At 41.9% G+C, this 19049-nt stretch carries 17 protein-coding genes; 8 read left to right on the top strand and 9 right to left on the bottom strand.

Annotated features, from left to right (window positions below):
• Positions 1 to 60: 60 nt before the first annotated feature.
• Positions 61 to 531, bottom strand: coding sequence for an Lrp/AsnC family transcriptional regulator (locus MusilaSJ_RS00550; protein WP_022832833.1), 471 nt, complete (start codon positions 529 to 531; stop codon positions 61 to 63).
• Positions 532 to 661: 130 nt separating this feature from the next.
• Between MusilaSJ_RS00550 and MusilaSJ_RS00545 the strand changes: the two genes are divergently transcribed.
• From MusilaSJ_RS00545 to smpB, 3 genes are read left to right on the top strand one after another with little or no spacing between them, the layout of a single operon-like run.
• Positions 662 to 1312, top strand: coding sequence for a metal-dependent transcriptional regulator (locus MusilaSJ_RS00545; protein ID WP_274988133.1), 651 nt, complete (start codon positions 662 to 664; stop codon positions 1310 to 1312).
• Positions 1309 to 3210, top strand: coding sequence for an Nramp family divalent metal transporter (locus tag MusilaSJ_RS00540; RefSeq protein WP_274988132.1), 1902 nt, complete (start codon positions 1309 to 1311; stop codon positions 3208 to 3210). The genes MusilaSJ_RS00545 and MusilaSJ_RS00540 overlap by 4 nt, the downstream gene beginning before the upstream one ends.
• A gap of 26 nt (positions 3211 to 3236) precedes the next feature.
• A complete protein-coding gene (smpB, locus tag MusilaSJ_RS00535) occupies positions 3237 to 3689 on the top strand; it encodes an SsrA-binding protein SmpB (RefSeq protein WP_274988131.1) in 453 nt (150 codons plus the stop codon).
• A gap of 96 nt (positions 3690 to 3785) precedes the next feature.
• On the opposite strand, the gene MusilaSJ_RS00530 is transcribed toward smpB, so the two are convergent.
• The 4 genes from MusilaSJ_RS00530 to MusilaSJ_RS00515 form a co-directional block, all read right to left on the bottom strand.
• Positions 3786 to 4445 carry a protein-L-isoaspartate(D-aspartate) O-methyltransferase gene (locus tag MusilaSJ_RS00530; RefSeq protein ID WP_274988130.1) on the bottom strand — a complete coding sequence of 220 codons (660 nt, stop codon included), beginning with the start codon at positions 4443 to 4445 and terminating at the stop codon, positions 3786 to 3788.
• A gap of 200 nt (positions 4446 to 4645) precedes the next feature.
• Entirely contained in the window at positions 4646 to 6175 is a 1530-nt protein-coding gene (locus MusilaSJ_RS00525) for a dihydrolipoamide acetyltransferase family protein (protein WP_274988129.1), read from the bottom strand.
• Between the two features lie 42 nt (positions 6176 to 6217).
• Positions 6218 to 7465, bottom strand: a complete 1248-nt coding sequence (locus MusilaSJ_RS00520) for a competence/damage-inducible protein A (RefSeq protein WP_274988128.1) — start codon at positions 7463 to 7465, stop codon at positions 6218 to 6220.
• Positions 7466 to 7472: 7 nt separating this feature from the next.
• On the bottom strand, positions 7473 to 10214 hold the full coding sequence (locus MusilaSJ_RS00515) for a putative LPS assembly protein LptD (protein WP_274988127.1): 2742 nt from the start codon (positions 10212 to 10214) through the stop codon (positions 7473 to 7475).
• 52 nt (positions 10215 to 10266) lie between these two features.
• On the opposite strand from MusilaSJ_RS00515, the gene MusilaSJ_RS00510 reads away from it, so the two are divergent.
• Positions 10267 to 11199 carry an N-acetylmuramoyl-L-alanine amidase family protein gene (locus MusilaSJ_RS00510; RefSeq protein WP_274988126.1) on the top strand — a complete coding sequence of 311 codons (933 nt, stop codon included), beginning with the start codon at positions 10267 to 10269 and terminating at the stop codon, positions 11197 to 11199.
• 112 nt (positions 11200 to 11311) lie between these two features.
• Positions 11312 to 12256, top strand: a complete 945-nt coding sequence (locus tag MusilaSJ_RS00505; protein WP_090527134.1) for an MlaD family protein — start codon at positions 11312 to 11314, stop codon at positions 12254 to 12256.
• A 47-nt stretch (positions 12257 to 12303) separates the two neighbouring features.
• Here MusilaSJ_RS00505 and MusilaSJ_RS00500 read toward each other — a convergent pair whose 3' ends face one another.
• The 4 genes from MusilaSJ_RS00500 to MusilaSJ_RS00485 all read right to left on the bottom strand — a co-directional run bounded on the left by MusilaSJ_RS00500 (position 12304) and on the right by MusilaSJ_RS00485 (position 15666).
• The gene (locus MusilaSJ_RS00500) at positions 12304 to 13218 is read right to left on the bottom strand and encodes a ribonuclease Z (protein WP_129571694.1); all 915 of its coding nucleotides are present in this window, start codon (positions 13216 to 13218) and stop codon (positions 12304 to 12306) included.
• Positions 13219 to 13240: 22 nt separating this feature from the next.
• Complete coding sequence (locus tag MusilaSJ_RS00495; RefSeq protein ID WP_090527130.1) at positions 13241 to 13618, bottom strand: STAS domain-containing protein; 378 nt, start codon at positions 13616 to 13618, stop codon at positions 13241 to 13243.
• A 50-nt stretch (positions 13619 to 13668) separates the two neighbouring features.
• Positions 13669 to 14613 (bottom strand): phosphoribosylaminoimidazolesuccinocarboxamide synthase, encoded by a 945-nt coding sequence (locus tag MusilaSJ_RS00490; protein WP_274988125.1) that lies wholly within the window; start codon positions 14611 to 14613, stop codon positions 13669 to 13671.
• Positions 14614 to 14703: 90 nt separating this feature from the next.
• The gene (locus tag MusilaSJ_RS00485) at positions 14704 to 15666 is read right to left on the bottom strand and encodes a PhoH family protein (protein ID WP_274988124.1); all 963 of its coding nucleotides are present in this window, start codon (positions 15664 to 15666) and stop codon (positions 14704 to 14706) included.
• A gap of 102 nt (positions 15667 to 15768) precedes the next feature.
• On the opposite strand from MusilaSJ_RS00485, the gene MusilaSJ_RS00480 reads away from it, so the two are divergent.
• From MusilaSJ_RS00480 to MusilaSJ_RS00470, 3 genes are read left to right on the top strand one after another with little or no spacing between them, the layout of a single operon-like run.
• Positions 15769 to 16545, top strand: a complete 777-nt coding sequence (locus MusilaSJ_RS00480; RefSeq protein ID WP_091162693.1) for an SAM hydrolase/SAM-dependent halogenase family protein — start codon at positions 15769 to 15771, stop codon at positions 16543 to 16545.
• A gap of 14 nt (positions 16546 to 16559) precedes the next feature.
• A complete protein-coding gene (locus tag MusilaSJ_RS00475; protein ID WP_274988123.1) occupies positions 16560 to 17087 on the top strand; it encodes a hypothetical protein in 528 nt (175 codons plus the stop codon).
• A gap of 30 nt (positions 17088 to 17117) precedes the next feature.
• Complete coding sequence (locus MusilaSJ_RS00470; RefSeq protein WP_274988122.1) at positions 17118 to 18950, top strand: ABC transporter ATP-binding protein; 1833 nt, start codon at positions 17118 to 17120, stop codon at positions 18948 to 18950.
• The last annotated feature ends 99 nt before the right edge of the window (positions 18951 to 19049 follow it).

Genomic DNA, 19049 nt, shown 5'->3' with positions numbered 1-19049 from the left:
AATAAAAGATATTTAATCCTTCTTCTTGACTCTTGATTCTTATAGTCTTGCCTCTTACGTCTAATACTCCAGTGGCACAATAGGCTCTTTTTTACTGGTAGACATGATCATCATCGTTTGGAATGTTTTTACCACAGTAATGCGGCTAATCTTTTCCATGATGAGTTGCTCATATGATTTAATGTCCCGTACGTATACCTTTAACAGAAAATCACACTGACCGGTTACGTGATGGCACTCGGTTACCTCTTTAATGTTCTTGATCTCATCCAAAAAAGTTTGAATGGTATTTTTTTGATGAAAATCAAGCGAGATCTGGATAAAGGTTTTGATTCCTAATCCTAACTTCTCTTCATCTACCAGCGCATGATAGCTTTTAATGTATTCGGCGTTCTCAAGTTTACGCACACGTTCAAGAGTAGGTGCTGGCGAAAGCCCTATCTCGTTAGACAGCTGAAGGTTGGTTATCCTCCCGTTTTCCTGTAAAATCTTGAGTATTTGTAGGTCTATTTTATCTAATTCGGCGGCCATAGTTGTATGCAAATATAGTATTTTCCTTGCTTCGCAAAATTTAATTTTTCGTTAAAGTACTTCAACGAAAACATATTTCCTAACGTTTATTTTTTTAGATTAGTCTAAATTTTTTATTAGATTTGTTTAAATGAACACTTTAGCCGAGGAAAACTACTTAAAATCCATCTATCATCTCTCTGTAAATGATGGAAATGCGAGTACAAATCAAATCGCATCCTCGCTAAATACCAAAGCATCTTCGGTTACCGACATGCTTAAAAAACTTGCAGATAAAGCGCTCATCAATTACACCCCTTACCAGGGAGTAAGCCTCACCCCTTCCGGCGAGAAAATAGCGATAGGCATTATCCGCAAACACCGGCTGTGGGAGTACTTTCTGGTAGAGAAACTCAATTTTAAATGGGACCAGGTTCATGACCTTGCCGAAGAGATGGAACATATCTCGTCTGAAGAGTTAATTGACCGCCTTGACAAGTTTATGGGCTACCCCAAACATGACCCGCACGGCGATCCTATACCTGACTGTAACGGCCGCTTTAACACGCACGAGTTAAAACCGGTTTCAGCAGTAACGATTAACCAAAGCGGTATAATTTCAGGCGTCCGCGACCATAGTTCATCCTTTTTACAATACCTCGATAAAAAACAGCTCACTATCGGCTGCAAAATAATGATCACTGATATTATTGAATATGACCATTCGGTAGTGGTACAAACCGGCAATAAAGAAGTGCATATCAGCCGCGAAGTAGCCAATAACTTGCTTATAGCCCTATGAACAATACACACAACGAATCTTTAGGCAACGTACATGGATCTGTAACCACCGAAAACAAAAACGGCTGGCGTAAGCTGATGGCTTTCCTGGGCCCGGCTTACCTGGTGAGCGTAGGCTATATGGATCCGGGAAACTGGGCAACAGATATTGCCGGCGGCAGTGCTTTTGGATATAAGTTGATCTGGGTGCTGTTTGTATCCAACATGATTGCCCTCCTGCTGCAATCACTGGCAGCCCGGTTGGGGATAGTGCGCGGGCTCGACCTTGCACAGGCGTCAAAAAATGCCTATCCGCGTTTTGTAAACTTTTGCTTGTATATACTGGCACAAATAGCCATTATAGCATGCGACCTGGCCGAAATTATTGGTATGGCCATTGGTTTAAAACTGCTGTTTCATCTTCCGTTAATCTGGGGTGTATCGCTTACCATTACCGATACTGTACTGATGCTCTACCTCATGAATAAGGGTATGCGCAAACTCGAAGGCTTTATTATTTCAATGATCTTTATAGTAGGACTCTCATTTTTGGTCGAAATGTTTATTGTTAAGCCCGATGTAATAGAAGTAGCGAAGGGTTTCATTCCCGGCAACCTGTTTAAAGGGGATAAAATAAGCCAGCAAATGCTTTATATAGCTATAGGCATTATTGGTGCTACGGTAATGCCGCATAACTTATACCTGCATTCATCCCTTGTGCAAACCCGCCAAATAACCCGTACCGAAGAAGGCTTCAAAGCCGCCATTAAGTTTAATCTTTTTGATACTGTTATAGCCCTTAATCTTGCTTTTTTTGTGAATGCAGCTATTTTGATATTAGCAGCAAGCGCCTTTTTCAGGAACGGCTATTTTGAAGTAGCAGAGATCCAGGATGCATTTAAACTACTGGAGCATATTTTCGGGGCTATAGCACCTACACTATTTGCCATAGCGCTCATTGCTTCCGGCCAAAGTTCAACCATTACAGGTACACTTGCCGGGCAAATCATTATGGAAGGGCACATCAACCTGCGCATAGAGCCCTGGTTACGCCGCCTACTCACCCGGGTACTGGCTATTGTGCCGGCTGTATTTACCATTCTTTATTATGGCGAGGAGGGTTTAGGAAAGCTCCTTATTTTAAGCCAGGTTGTATTAAGCATGCAGCTGGGTTTTGCAGTGATCCCCCTCATCCATTTTACATCCGACAGGAAAAGGATGGGCAAATTTGCAGTCAATTATCAAACAAGGGCATTAGCGTGGGCAAGCGCACTATTAATTGTTGCGTTAAATGCCAAACTGGTATATGAACAAATTGGCGATTGGATAAGCGGAAATCCGTCATCAATATGGATCTATGCTGTAGTGGTTCCGATTGTTATCGGGATAGCGCTGTTACTGATCTACGTTTTTATACGGCCATTATTATTTAAACATCATGACAGACCTGCTATCGTACCACATGGTATAGCCAATGCCATTACCGAGCTCGATGCAATAACTTATAGCCATATCGCTATAACCATAGATTTTTCAAAAAACGATACCGATTGCCTGCGCCATGCTATTATGCAGGGAGGTAAAAAGGCCGATTATACATTGATCCACGTTGTTGAAACTGCCGGTGCGCGTTACTACGGTGGCCAGGTGCTGGATAATGAAACCCAAATTGATTTTAACAATCTTGACAAATACGTTTGCGCTTTAAAAAACCTTGGCTACAATGCCCAGGGACAAATTGGCTACGGCAACCCGGCCAGCGCCATTGCCGAAATTGTAAAGGACGAAAAAATTGATTTCATCGTCATGGGCTCGCACGGACACAAGGCTTTGAAAGACCTTATATTTGGCACCACTGTAAACTCTGTGAGGCATAAGGTTAATGTGCCGGTATTGGTGGTAAAGCCACAGTCAAACTAATTTTGTAAGTTTGCGGCTGAATAATTATGAGCCAGGATAACATCTATATAAAAAATAAAAAGGCCTACTTTGAGTATCATATCCTTGATAAGTATGTAGCAGGCATACAGTTGCTCGGTACCGAGATCAAGTCGATAAGGCAGGGTAAGGCAAACATTAACGACGCTTTTTGTACATTCATTAACAACCAGTTATATGTACGCAACCTGCATATCTCTGAATATTCATTCGGCTCGTTCTATAACCATGAAGCCAAGCGCGACCGGATCCTGCTGCTGAATAAAAAAGAGCTCAAAAAACTTCAAACCCGTGGCGAAGAACGTGGATTAACCATAGTTCCGTTGGCATTATTCATTAGCGAACGGGGATTTGCAAAATTGGAGATCGGTCTTGCACAGGGTAAAAAGACATTTGATAAACGCGAAACATTAAAAGAACGCGATACTAAGATAGAACTGGACAGGGTGATGAAAAGGTAAATTGATTTCGGAATTGGGAATTTCGATTTCGGATTTATTTAAATAAAATCCTAACGTTTCGCAATCCGAAATCGAAAATTCGAAATCCCAAATACGTTACCAAGCCTTATCCCCTACCAAAGGCACAAACCTAAAGGTATCAAGCACAATCTTTTCGTAATCATTGTCTCCTACTTTTAGTATTGTAACCATTTTTTGGGTTTCCTCATCACCAACCGGGATAACCAGGATACCGCCTATTTTTAATTGCTTTAACAGCACGTCGGGTACGGTAGGTGCCCCGGCGGTAACAATGATCTTATCATAAGGTGCGTGTTCGGATATCCCAACAGAGCCATCTCCCAGAAAAAAACGGGCATTGTAACCCATTTCATTTGGCAGTACGTATTTGGTGCGGTGATAGAGCTTTTCCTGGCGTTCAATAGTATAAACGGTAGCTCCTAATTCAAGCAGGATACAGGTTTGATACCCGGAGCCTGTGCCTATTTCAAGTACTTTATCCCCTCTACGGATATGCAGTAATTCGGTTTGATAGGCCACAGTATAAGGTTGCGATATGGTTTGCCCTTCGCCTATCGGGAACGCAATATCCCTGTAAGCCTGGTTCCAGAAAGTTTCATCAAAAAAGCAATGACGTTTTACCTTGCCAATAGCTTCTAAAACGTGTTCGTCGCCAATTCCCTTCTTTCTCAAAACATCCACCAACCTTTTACGGGCACCCTGTTCGCGGTAATTATCAGTATACTTGTAAGCCATTTTCAAAGGCAAAGTTAATACGAATTTTCACACAATTTACCCAACAAGCATCATTTACGGGGTTTTGAACCCTTGTAGTTATTTATGTGCTTCATTAGTACAAATTTAAAATTCAATTTTGCCGATAATGAAACGCATAGTCTAAAAACACGACACGCCGGACAGTTTGTCCGGCGTGTTATGTTTTATGTATTAGGAATCTATACTTCCCTGTTACTGTCCCACTTCTCCAAATAATCGGCAACACGCCTTACAAACGAGCCGCCCAAAGCTCCATCTACAACGCGGTGATCATATGATAATGACAGGAACATCATGTGGCGTATAGCGATCATATCGCCCTCTTTTGTTTCAATAACAGCCGGCTTTTTCTTAATAGCACCAACAGCTAAAATAGCAACCTGTGGTTGGTTGATTATTGGTGTACCCATTACGTTACCAAACGAGCCTACATTGGTAATCGTAAATGTACCTTCTTTTACATCATCGGGCAATAACTTACCGTTGCGCGCACGGTTCGCGAGGTCATTAACGGCCTTTGTTAAACCAACAAGATTAAGCTCGTCCGCCTTTTTAATTACCGGCACTATCAGGTTACCGCTTGGCAAAGCCGTAGCCATACTGATGTTGATTGCAGCTTTTTTAATAATCTGGGTACCGTTAACAGATACATTGATCATCGGGAAATCCTTGATGGCTTTCGCTACTGCCTCAATAAATATAGGCGTAAAGGTTATTTTTTCACCTTCGCGTTTTTCAAAGCTGTTCTTTACTTTTTCGCGCCATAATACCAGGTTGGTGACATCGGCTTCAACAAATGAGGTAACATGCGGCGATGTTTGTTTGCTCATCACCATGTGATCGGCAATCAAACGGCGCATCCTGTCCATCTCTATGATCTCATCACTGCCGGTTACAGAAACAGCCGGAGCAGGCTGCTGCTCAGCAGGGGCGACTTTTGGCGTTTCGGTTTTTGCAGGATCCGGAGTCGCAGCAACTACCGGTTGCGGCGTCGGTCGTGCTTCCTTAGCAGAGTCGACTGCTTTTACAGGTTGTTCGGCAGTTTGAGTAATAAACGACTCAACATGAGCTGACGAATGTGTATTTGGAACTGATGAAGTTTTTGCCTGCAGATAGTTCAGCAGGTCGTCTTTGGTTAAACGGCCATCCGACCCCGTCCCGGGGATGCTGTCCAACTCCCCGATACTGATACCTTCCTGTGTGGCAATATTTCTTACAAGGGGCGAATAAAAACGCCCTTCCGATTTAAATACCGGAGCAGCAGGCGAACTTTTTTGCTCAAGCTGATCAATACCAGGAATGCCGGATAAATTTTCCGGCTGAATTTCGCTCAGTTCCGGTTCAGGAGTTTTTTCAACTTCTTTAGACGAAACAGTTTCGTGATAAGTTGAGTCTACTATTTTCGGTTCTTCGGGAGGTTGTGGCGCAACCTCTTCAGGCTGGGCAACTACCGGGGCAGTTTCGGCTTCTTCAGTTTCAATGATCGCTATAACTGCGCCAACCTGTACCACATCGTTTTCCTGATACAGTTGTTCAACTAACTTACCGGCTACAGGCGAAGGCACATCCGAGTCAACTTTATCGGTAGCGATTTCCATTACAGCATCGTCAGCATTCACCTTATCACCCGGCTTTTTTATCCATTTGATAACGGTTGCTTCAGCAACACTCTCCCCCATTTTTGGCAATAACAGCTGGTATTTGGCCATACGTAGAATATAGTTTGACCCCAAAATTATGTATTTAAATCTTTACTTTTTAATTTCAATAAGTAAAGTATTCAACATTGACAGGGCCATTACGGCACTCCGTTCAATGTTTTGGCGGCGCTTGCTGCCAAATGTGTATTTCTTTAGGTATGTTTTCTGCTTTCCGGCAACTGCAATCCACACAGTACCAACGGGTTTATCTTCCGTACCGCCCCCCGGTCCGGCTACGCCTGTAATAGCGACAGCCAAATCCGACTTGAAATTTAACAGTGCACCCTCCACCATTTCTTTCACGGTTTCTTCGCTAACGGCCCCATGCTGCCACAAAGTTTCGTTTTTTACGCCCAAAATACTCTCCTTTAACTCATATGAGTAGGATACAGCTCCACCTAAAAACACCTGCGATGACCCCGGATGTTGGGTAAACAAGTGCGAAAGATAACCACCGGTACAGCTTTCGGCTACTGATAAAGTAAGGCCCCTGCTTTCCATCAAATTAAGGATAGCTTTTTCAAGCGGGATGTCCTGATCAATAACAAACGGCGCACCTATGCGCTCAATAAAACGGGTGGCAAATGCATCAACTTCTTTTTGTAAAGCAGCTTCATCTTCGCCAAAAGCACTTAACCGTAAACGCACCTGGCCTAACTTGGGCAGGTAGGCCAGTTTAATATGCGATGGCAAATCATTTTCGATATCCGCAATCCGTTCGGCCAAAAATGATTCACCCTCGCCAACGGTTAGCAGCGTTTTATGAATGATCACGGGAAGCTTCAATGTAGCCTTAATTTTAGGCAATACCTGCCCTTCCATCATATACATCATCTCAAATGGCACACCCGGCATCGACATGTAAATAACTCCATTGTGATTAAACCACATACCCGGAGCAGTGCCGTTTTCATTAAGCACAACTTCGCAATTGGCAGGAACAAGCGCCTGCTGTTTGTTGATCTCCAGCAACGGGCGGTTATATTTGGCAAAAATGCGTTCTACATTGGCAAAGGCTTCCTTATTTTCAATCAGTTCAACACCAAAGTATTCGGCTAATGTTTTTTTGGTGATATCATCTTTTGTAGGGCCAAGTCCACCGGTAATAAAAATGATACTGACCCGGCTTGCTGCTTCGGCTAATGCCTTCAGGATATGTTCTTTATCGTCACTTATTGATGAGATCTGTTTTACCCTTATCCCTATCTTGTTAAGTTCGGTAGCCATCCAGGCCGAATTGGTATCAACAATTTGTCCGATAAGTATTTCGTCGCCGATGGTAATTATTTCTGCCAGCATTATTATATTAATAAAAAGATGATTGTGGATTGTAATCGCTTTTCTTGCTTAGTTTCAAATCCTGCAAAATAGAAGCCTTCACCTTTAAAGTTACGTTATACATTTTGTATACACCGAAAGGGATCCATTGAAAAGCCAGATCCCAGCAATGCAGATCGCGGTATATTGAAAACGAGGTAGCGCTTGCAAATTTAGCCGCCTTAATATCATACGTGGTAGAGTATTGGATCTTCCACTTTTGCGTAAGGTTCACATCGCCCGAAATCTGGAGCGTATTACTGGTTGTTTTGTTGTTTAAGTAGTTTTGATAGCTAAAACTGTAGTTGAGCGAGATATTCCATGGCACGTTAAAGTCAACATATGCATTCGGGTCGCTGTTTACCAGGGCCAATCTCTGAGCCTGGGTGGGATTCATGGTTGCAATAGTATTCAAGGCGGCATTCCCCGGAGTTGCCTTCGTTGAATTCAAACTCCCGCCCATGGAAATGTTTAAACCTGTTAAAGTTGGGAATTTGCCGTCCTGCCAGGCATACCTGTTTATGTAACGGCTTGTTCTTACAATCTGATTATTGGAGATTGAATCGCTTACCTTAGTTACATACGGGCTAAACACTCCCGAAAAACTTATACTTAATTTTTGATTAAAAATAGCGGTATGCCCCGAAAATGAGATATCCGAAAGTTTCATTGAGTCGGCCGCGAAATTATAAAAGGTGGAGAACGACAAACCTTGTAAAATCGTGATCTTTCGGTCGGTGCCAGATGTATCCGTACTTTTCGCTTTTACTTTCGCCTCTATCGTATTATCTACCGAAAAGTTTAAGCCCGCCTGCTTACCCGCCGAGGGCCCACCGTAAACTCCATTCTGGAAAATAGAATATTTTTGATAGGTATACGGATAAGGCACCGTGGCTGTACTTACAGCTGTTTTGTAATAGCCAAAGCTTGGGTCGCTGAAGTCGGGACGATAGCTAAAACTTATTGAGGGTGTTGCCACGTGCCTGATTGCTTTCAGGTTACCATGTTTAAAGTTTATGGTACCGTACAATTTGGTTGATATACCTGTACTGATGCTATACTCGCCGGCACGCTTAAAACCAGGTATTGTATCGATAATTAACTGATTTGAACCGGCGATGCTTCCCCTTTCAAATCTTTCATTAATGCTTTGAAAATACCAGCGTTCGGTATAGTTAACACTGTTATTAAACTGAAAGTACTTTAATACGTTTAAGCCCAAACTAACCGGGATGGTATGCTGAAAACCATTTTGTAACCGTTTTGATAAAGTTTCGCTTTTAAATAACTGAGACTCGGGTATATCGTTAAGCTTGTTGGTACCTACTAAATTATAGCTAACAGTAATTTTTTGATACCATTTTTGTTCGCCAACCCTGTTTTTAGAGTCGAATGGATTTATTGACGACATACCGAAGGCGATGGTGGGCAACTCGATATTCACCGTTTTACGGGCTATATCCTGGCTATGTGAAATGCCTACACTTAAGTTAAACGGTGTACCTGCCCAGGTTTTACCATAAGCGATACTTGAGCGTAAACTACTTTGAGCAATGGAGTTAACATTATAGTTACTCGCCGAGGGCGTGTTCCTAAAAAAACCGGAAGTACCGGCGTCAACCGAAGCACTGAAAGTTGAACCTGGGTTAGCATTGGCATCCTGCACGTGCGACCAATAAATATGCGCGTCTTTAGTGGCCGGGTCGCCCTCAAGGCCATAGTTATGAGAGCCAAAGCTTAGCGTAACGTTTCCTGTATATTTATAACGTTTAAGATATCGTGCCGTGCTGCTTAGTTCATACGAGCCTTTTGAGTAGATAGACCCGGTGGTAGTCAAATCAACATAATCACTTATACCAATATAATATCCAAGCCCTTTTAAATAGAAACCCAGGGTGTTGTCCTCACCAAAAGTTGGCAAAATAACACCTGATGTCCTGGTATCCGGCTTAGGGAAAAAACCGAAAGGAATGGCAAGCGGTAAGGGGACCCCTTCAATCTCCAGGTAGGCGGGCCCGGATATAATACGTTTCTTTTCGCCGATGCCACGTGTAATCACTATACCAAAGTGTGTATCTGGGTAAGGCAAATCGCAGGTACTGAAAATAACGTTACGGTATGCAACCTCATCATCATTGAGTTTTTTTGCCTGCCCGCCCGAAATAAAGTTGCCTTCCTGCTCGGATGCAGGATTATAAATCTTTACCTTTTTTGTTTGATAATTAAAAATCAGCGAATCAGATGCTACGGGCTTATCCGTTTTTTGCTTCATGATAGGCCTGCGGGTATATTGGTGCGTACGCGGGTCAATGCTCCCCCTTGCAAATATGAGGTGGTTTTTATCATCAACCCTGATATAATCTGCATCAAGCTCAAAATCTTCATAGGTTACACGGGCCTTACCGTAAAAATAGGTAACCTGGTGCTCCCGGTCTGAGTGGGTCGAGTCCTCGGCAGTTGCCTTTACTTCTGATTGCAGACCGCCTTTATTCTTTTTAGTGGTATCATTTGCAGGTAAAGAATTTACCGGCTTACCGTTTCTTAACGGTGTTATTGAGCCGGATTGTTTACCTTTAAGAAGTTTCTTATCACGAAGCGAATCAAGTTTGATAATAGTATCAGTTAAAGGCCTCCTGCCATGGCCGTTATTTAAAACAGTGCCGGCATTAGCAGCAAGTCCGTTTACTATTAATATAATTGCAAGCAGAAAAAAAAAGGTTATGAATTTCAAAATTGATTATGAATAGTATTTTTGCAGATATAGTTAACAGCGTTCAAAAATAATGAAAAATAAGGCATTGAAAAGATTGATTTATAGTTTGTGGGTGTTGCTGGTTCTCCTTTCATTTTTTCCTTTTAAATCATACGGTTCTATTTTTACCAATAGTCTTCCTCGTCAAACAGACACTGTGGTCAACAATACCGGTTTTAAGATTAAAACCATTATTATCGACCCCGGCCATGGCGGCAAACCATCAGCTTCTACAGGTCATTATTCGCACGGTGCATCGGGTTCTTATTCGTCAGAAAGGAATGTAACGCTGGCTATTGGTTTTAAATTGCAAGCCGCTATAGAAAAAGAATTAAACGGTGTAAAAGCTGTAATGACCCGTACTACCGAAGATGATGTTTCGTTTGAACGCAGGGCTGAAATAGCCAATGAAAACAAAGGACAACTCTTCATTTCCCTGCATTGCAATTCGCTATCCGACAGAACAGTTCGCGAAAAGGTTGGTACCAAACGTCATAAAGCGGTGTACCGTACCGTTAGGGTACCGGACAGGTCGGGCAAAGGCGTGCTGATTTTAGTTTATGGTTTACACCGTACCCGCGAAGAGGAAAACGCTATTCAAAAAAACCAGGTTGGAGAAGAGACCGAACTCGACGGCGGCGCACTGGATCCGAACGACCCCATGACCATTATTTTAACAAACGAGTATAAGAGAAAGTTCAGGCAGCAAAGTATCAAGCTGGCTACTTTAATTAACGGTGAATTTGTTGATACCGATGGAAGGCGCAGTGAAGGGATCAGGGAGCAGGGCATTTACGTACTCTGTCACAGCGCAATGCCATCAGTATTGGTTGAAACCGGCTATATCAATAACCCCGACGATGAAAAGTACCTTAACTCGGAAGAAGGACAAAATGAGATTGTAGCTTCAATTATCCGTGCATTAACAACCTATAAAAAAGAAATGGAACAGATTTCGCAATAATTATAAAAGCCAAACTGTTACCTTCCTGGCAAATAAAACGTACATCATAAAACATATAAGCCTGGTTGCAGGTTTATAGCCTTAAACACAATTAACGCATAAACTCTACTTAATGAAAATCTCTAACGAAACCAAAATTGGTGCACTTACGGCAATAGCAATTACCATACTCATATTAGGTTACAGTTATTTACGCGGTAATGATGTTTTTTCAGGATCAAATAAATACTACGCTATTTATAACAGCGTTGAAGGTTTAACCGTTTCAAAACCTGTATTGGTAAACGGTTACCAGATAGGCCGCATCTCTAAAATGAAGCTTCAGCCAGACGGGCGTACCGTGGTTGAATTTAAAATTGAACCGGATGTGGTTGTGCCTAAAAATACCCTTGCCAAGCTTGAAAGTACCGATCTGCTGGGCAGCAAAGCTATTGTATTTGAGTTAGGCAACAGCAATGTGCCCGCCGAAGACCAGGATACGCTTAAAGCTGATATCCAGGGCAGCCTTGCGGAAAGCCTGCAGCCCATACAAAAAAAGGCAGAGATGCTGATGTCTAAACTCGATTCGTCACTGAGCGCTGTTAACAAGATCCTGAATCCTAACTTTCAGAAAAACATCGACCGCAGTTTCATGAGCATTGCCAATTCATTGCAAACGCTTGAAGGCACTACCAAAAAAATAGACCACCTGGTAGGTTCGCAAACCGGACATATCGACGCCATACTTACCAATGCCGAGGAAGTATCAGGCAGCTTAAAGACAAGCACAGCACACCTAAACGGAATGACAGCTAACTTTGAAAAAGTAAGTAATGACGTTGCTGCTGCTAACCTGAAACAAACACTTGATAATGCAAATAAAGCTATGGCCGATTTGCAGGCAACTATTGCCAAAATCAACTCCGGTCAGGGTTCTTTGGGCCTTTTGCTTAACGACGATAAAATGTACAAAAACCTTACAGATGCATCAAACAACCTCAATAACCTGTTTATTGATCTGAAGGCACATCCAAAACGTTATGTGAGCTTCTCTGTTTTTGGTGGTAAGAAGGATTAAGGAAAGCTAAAAGCCTGCTTTTGGCTTTCTGCCTTAAGCTTTTAGCTTTATTCTATAAAAAAGGTTTTCCCCTCAATTGCAAGTTCAGTTGAGGGGAAATTTATTTTAGCCTCATCCAGTAACTCATTCAGGGTTTTATAACGGGCCGAAAAATGGCCTATGAGCAGTTTTTTGGCGTTGGTTTTCAGTGCTATCTCTCCGGCTTGCAACGCGGTGGTGTGATGGGTTATAACTGCCCGGTCGAGCATATCATTTAAAAAAGTAGCCTCGTGATAAAGCAATGTGGCGTTGGCGATTTGGCCGAAATAGTTTTCATTATACATCGTATCGGAGCAGTAGGCATAGGTTTTAGGCTCGGCCGAATCGATAGTTAGCTCTTCATTTTTGTAAACTTTGCCTTTTTCATCAGTATAATCCCCCCCTTTTTTCAATACCGAATAATAAGCAACCGGGATGTCGAGACTTTCTATTTTCTCCTTAATAAGTTTACGAAGTCTTTTCTTTTCCTTAAACAAAAAGCCGGTACAGGCAATGCGGTGATCAAGTGGTATCGTTTCAACTACAACATCACTATTATTGATCACCACTTCACTTTGTTGGGCATTGGTAAATATATATTCAACAGGGAATTGCAGTTCGGTATCTGAATATCTTAATTGCAGATCAATTATTTCTTTCAACTGCACGGGGCATACCAGTTTAAGCGCCTTTTTACGACCGTTAAGGTGCATGGATGATAATAAACCAACCAGGCCTAAATAATGATCGCCGTGAAGATGACTTATAAAAATATGATCAATGCGACTGGCTTTGATATCAAAACGGAGCATTTGTTGCTGAGTGCCTTCGCCGCAGTCTATTAAATACAGGCGCTCATTGATATTGAGCACCTGTGAAGTAGGATTTCTGTTAAAGATGGGGGTTGCGGAGCTGCTGCCAAGTATTGTTACCTCAAATTTCATAATAGGTAAACAATCAAATGGTTTATCTTGCTTCCTTTTTTAATTCCTTTTCAATCTCTTCCATAAAAATAAGATCGACGCCCTCTTCGGCGGTTGGGACAATGGTTAATACATTATCCAATTGTGATATGGTTATTAAACGCGCAACTGCGTCATTTAAACCCGCCAAAATAAATGAACCCGTAGCATTTTTACACAAGCGGTGACCAACCAACAAACTGCTTAAGCCTGATGAATCGGCATATTTCACCTGCGACAAGTCGAGAATGATGTTGCGCTGCCCCTCTGTATTGATCAAAATCAGTTCTGATTTTAACTGAGGCGTTACTATTGAATTTAATTTTGATTCATTAAGTTTCAATAATATATATTTCTCATGTTTATCTACAGTAAATTTCATTCTTATTAAATTTAATAAGCTAAGATAAATATTTTATGGATATTTTAAAATTACATAACGCTCAACGCGTTATTAATTGCTGTTTCAACGCGGGCTAATACATTCCCTTCGGCAGGCTTAACAAATGCCTCGCCTGTGATCTGTTCATAAAGCTCTATATAACGCTCAGATATCGAATTAACAATCTCTTCGGTCATAACAGGTACTACCTGTCCATCTTTGCCCTGGAAACCGTTTTCGATAAGCCATTTGCGTACAAACTCTTTTGAAAGCTGTTTTTGAGGCTCGCCTTTTTGCTGGCGCCCCTCGTAGCCTTCTTTATAAAAATACCTTGATGAATCGGGTGTATGGATCTCATCGATCAGATAAATCTGACCGTCAACCTTACCGAACTCATACTTAGTATCTACCAGTATTAAGCCTTGTTTGGCTGCTATTTCGGTACCACGTTTAAATAGCGCCTGAGTATAAGCTTCAAGTTTTACATAATCTTCTTCGGATACGATACCCCTCGACAGGATCTCCTCGCGTGAAATATCCTCGTCATGCCCTACTGATGCTTTGGTGGTTGGCGTAATAATAGGTTGGGGCAGGATATCATTTTCTTTTAAACCTTCGGGCAACAATACACCACATACGTGGCGCTTGCCTGTGCTATACTCCCGAGCGGCATGACCGGCAAGATAACCGCGGATCACCATCTCCACCTTAAACGGCTCGCAAATGCGGCCAATAGTAACGCTTGGGTCCGGAACCGAAATAACCCAATTGGGAACAATATCGGCCGTCGCTTCTAAAAACCGGGCCGCAATTTGGTTAAGCACCTGTCCTTTAAAAGGAATGGCTTCGGGCAGTACAACATCAAAGGCCGAAATCCGGTCGGTAACAACCATGGCCAGGTATTTATTATCTATCGTATAAACATCGCGTACTTTCCCCTTGTAAAAAGCCGTTTGCCCCGGAAAGCTGAAATGTGTTTCTTTTATTGAGTTCATTTTTTAGTTCATGGTTGATAGTTCATAGTTCATAGCCGATTTGCATTATTACCATGAACCATCAACTATGAACTATGAACTAAACTTAAATTACTGTATATCTCCGTAAGCTTCTAATATCTTACGTACTAATTTGTGCCTTACTACGTCTTCGCCGCTCAGGTATACTATTTCAATACCTTTGATATCGGTCAATATCCTTAGTGCGGTATGCAGGCCTGATTGTTGTTTTTTCGGCAAATCAATCTGTGTTACGTCGCCGGTTACAATAAATTTAGCTGATGGCCCCATACGTGTCAGGAACATCTTAAGCTGCATATCGGTGGCATTCTGGGCTTCGTCCAAAATAACAAAACAGTTATCAAGGGTACGGCCACGCATAAAGGCCAGCGGTGCAATCTCAATGGTACGGTTCTCCAGGTAAACCTTCAGTTTTTCGGCCGGGATCATATCATCAAGCGCATCATATAAAGGCCTCAGGTATGGGTCGATCTTTTCTTTAAGGTCGCCGGGTAAAAAACCAAGGTTCTCCCCTGCTTCAACCGCCGGGCGGGTTAGTATAATGCGTTTAATCTCTTTGTTTTTAAGTGCCCTTACGGCCAATGCCACCGCGGTATACGTTTTACCGGTACCCGCAGGCCCGATTGCAAAAAGGATATCGCTTTTGTTAATACTATCAACCATGCGGCGCTGATTGGTGGTACGTGCCCTTACCATTACGCCGTTAGGCCCAAACACAATCACTTCGCCACTCGCAAACTTATCGGCAGTAACAGGTTCAGATGTAGCTGCATTATTAACCTTCGAACCAAGGATCCGCTCGAGATCAGTTATGTTGAGATTTTCAAATTTCTCAACATGATTTATCAGATGGGAAAATTTTTCCTGGAAAATATTCAGTTCGTTATCATCGCCCAAAACCTTCACTTCACTGCCGCGGGCAACTATTTTAAGCTTGGGGTATTGTTTCTTAATGATCTCAAAATGATCATTATTAGGCCCCCACAGTACCGCAGGGTTTACGTTTTCAATTGATAGCTTAAGTTCGTTCAATACTAATTTGATTTTTTAGTTACGGATTTTTATGAATTAAAAATTGAATATTTGTAGCTTCAAATGCTACTACAAGATTAGCAATAAATATTTATAAAATTAATGGCAATTATAACATTAACTACTGATTTAGGCGACAAAGATATTTACCAGGCTGCGTTAAAAGGCAGTATCTACAAATTGTTGCCTACAGTAAATATTGTTGATATTACCAACAGTGTTGCGGCCTTTAATGTACAGCAGGCCGCCTTTATACTTAAAAACAGCTTTCATTATTTTCCGGAAGATACCGTACACCTTATAGGTATTGACACCGTTTATAATGACCATACCAAATACCTCGCTATCCGCTACAAAAAGCACTACTTTGTGGGGGCTGATAACGGTATTTTTTCGCTGATGTTTGACCAGGAGCCTGAAGAGATAGTTGAGATCAACATTATGCAGGACCTTAAATTCCTCCACTTCCCCCTGGCCGATATCTTTGTTAAAACGGCCTGTCATTTAGCCAAAGGCGGCAAACTGGATGAAATAGGCCTGCCGGTGAGCGATATTGAAAACAAAATGAATTTGCAGCCTGTTATTGAAAAAAACATGATCAAAGGTGTTGTAATTTATATCGATTCATTTCAGAATGTGATAACCAATATAACCAAGGAGTTTTTTAACAGTGTGCAGCAAGGCAGGCGTTTTGTGCTCAATTTTAAGCGCAACGAAACCATAAACCATTTAAGCTGGCATTATAATGAAGTACCCGTTGGCGAAAAACTTTGTTTGTTTGGTATCAGCGACCATTTGGAAATTGCCATAAATAAAGGCAATGCAAGTGGCCTTCTGGGCCTGAACCTGAATGATAAGGTGATCATTGAATTTCAATAAGGTAATTTATATAAATGAAAAAAACTGTACTGATTTTTTTATTTTGCTTGATAACAACCGGTTGGGCATCGGCCCAAAGCTCTGTTAACTCCGATTCGGTAGCTTACCAGCTTCAGCGTAAAAAAATAAATAATATGCTGGCGGCCCGTAAACAAAAATTCGGGCAATATGACCAAAGCCTGGGCCAGCATACCGGCATTTTCGGCTTTCAAACCAAAGGTGATGTCCGACGTTCGGCCGGCATCCTGATGGATATCGCTAAAACAGATGATGCAATTTTTAAAGAGCTCAAGATACTGCTTGAATACCGTGATTTTCAGCAAAGGCAGATCCAAAGCCACAGCAAGGAGGCAGAAACTACAGCTGCCGGTTATATACAGGTAATTAACAGGTTAAGGCAACAAAATGCGCATCTTAAACAACAGTTAAACAATTCAGAAGAGCACTTCAAAACCCGGCAAAACATATTTGTATTAGTGATACTTTTCATGATTGCGTCAATTTTGTTTCTGCTTGTTAAAAAGAACCGTGTTAAAGCGTAAATTCGCGGTTTATAACATTCAAACGCATACATGGCAAGAGGACGACTGAACAGTGGCAGCAAGGCCGAAGCAGAATTACCTAAAGCAAAAATAAACCGGAGCAGCCTGCGTAACGTAGCTAAACTGCTCACTTACCTTAAACCCTATCGTTGGAAATTTATAGCAGGAATGATATTCCTCTTTGTATCAAGCCTGGTTGGATTAGCATTCCCAACTATTCTTGGTTCTCTTATTAACGCATCTCAAGATAAATTTGATTATCCTTTTTTGCCGCATAGTATAGGCGCTATTGGTCTTGCAGGTATGATTTTATTGTTCATACAGGCTATCATTTCGTTTTTCAGGATCTTATGGTTTGTGCAAGTTTCTGAAAAATCATTGGCTGATATCCGTCGCGATACCTATTTCAAACTTGTTACCCTTCCAATGAACTTTTTCGCTAATCGCAGAGTTGGTGAATTGAACAGCCGAATTTCAGCGGACCTTTCTCAAATACAGGATACGCTAACTACCACAATTGCCGAAATTGTTCGACAAGGGGTGATCATGATTGGCAGTGTTGTTTTTCTTGCTATCGTTTCGCCTAAACTAACCCTTGCTGTATTAGCTATACTTCCGTTTTTAGTCGCCTTTGCAGTTGTATTCGGCAGATTTATACGCAAACTATCAAGACAGGCCCAGGATAAACTTGGCGAATCAAATGTTATTGTTGAAGAAACTTTACAAGGTATCGCCAATGTAAAAGCATTTGTAAATGAATCATATGAAGCTTCCCGATATGACAAAATATTAAGACAGGTAGTTAATATTGCTGTTAAGGGAGCTAAGTTCAGGGGAATATTTGCTTCATTTATCGTATTTTTCCTATTCGGTACTTTTGTGGCGGTTATATGGTACGGTTCCGTTTTAGTTCATAATCACGAATTGCTTTTCGGCGGGTTAACAAAATTCATCATGTATTCGATTTTCGCGGGCGCCGCCATGGGCAGTTTCCCTGATCTGTACGCCAACCTGCAAAAAGCAGTGGGTGCAAGCGAGCGTGTATTGGAGATCCTTGCCGAGCAGGGCGAAGAGATTTCCATAGTCGAGAGCGATAATAATGTCAAACAACCGATCAAAGGTGATCTCGCTTTTGATAATGTTGTATTTGCCTACCCTTCCCGCCAGGAGATCACCGTATTAAAAGGAATTTCATTTAATGCCGATGCCGGGCAGCGGGTAGCTATTGTTGGGCCAAGCGGTTCGGGCAAATCAACTATGGCCTCGCTGATCCTGCAATTTTATCATCCGCAAAGCGGCAGCATTTTATTTGATGGCAAGCCTGCCGATAACTATTCTCTTACCGATATCCGTAACCAGGTGGCCATCGTTCCGCAGGATGTTTTGCTATTTGGCGGCACCATTATGGAAAATATTGCGTATGGGCGTTTAAATGCTTCAAAAGAAGATATTATACAGGCTGCTAAACGAGCTAACGCGCATCAGTTCATATCGTCCTTCCCCGAAGGTTATGAAACGATTGTGGGCGAGCGTGGTGTTAAACTATCTGGCGGGCAGCGCCAGCGCATTGCTATTGCAAGGGCCCTGCTTAAAAACCCTGCCATCCTGATCCTGGATGAAGCCACATCTTCATTAGATTCAGAATCGGAACGCCTGGTACAGGAAGCCCTCGAAGAATTAATGAAAGACCGCACTTCTATCATCATCGCCCACCGCCTTTCAACTATTCGCGAGGCAGACAAAATAGTAGTGATAGAAAAAGGCAATATTGTTGAAAGCGGCAGCCACCTCGAACTTATTAATAATGAACAGGGCCTTTATCGCTACCTGAGTCAGCTTCAGTTTGAGACTCAAAACAGCTAACAGACAATAGTCGATAGCTATATTTTAAAATAAATAATCGATATTTAACGAAATCATAAAGGAATAAGAGCACTATGGCCCATTATCTATGGACTATAG

Source organism: Mucilaginibacter sp. SJ (assembly GCF_028993635.1).
GTDB lineage: Bacteria > Bacteroidota > Bacteroidia > Sphingobacteriales > Sphingobacteriaceae > Mucilaginibacter.
Note: the sequence above shows the minus strand (reverse complement) of the source record. Positions and strands in the feature narration are given on the sequence as shown.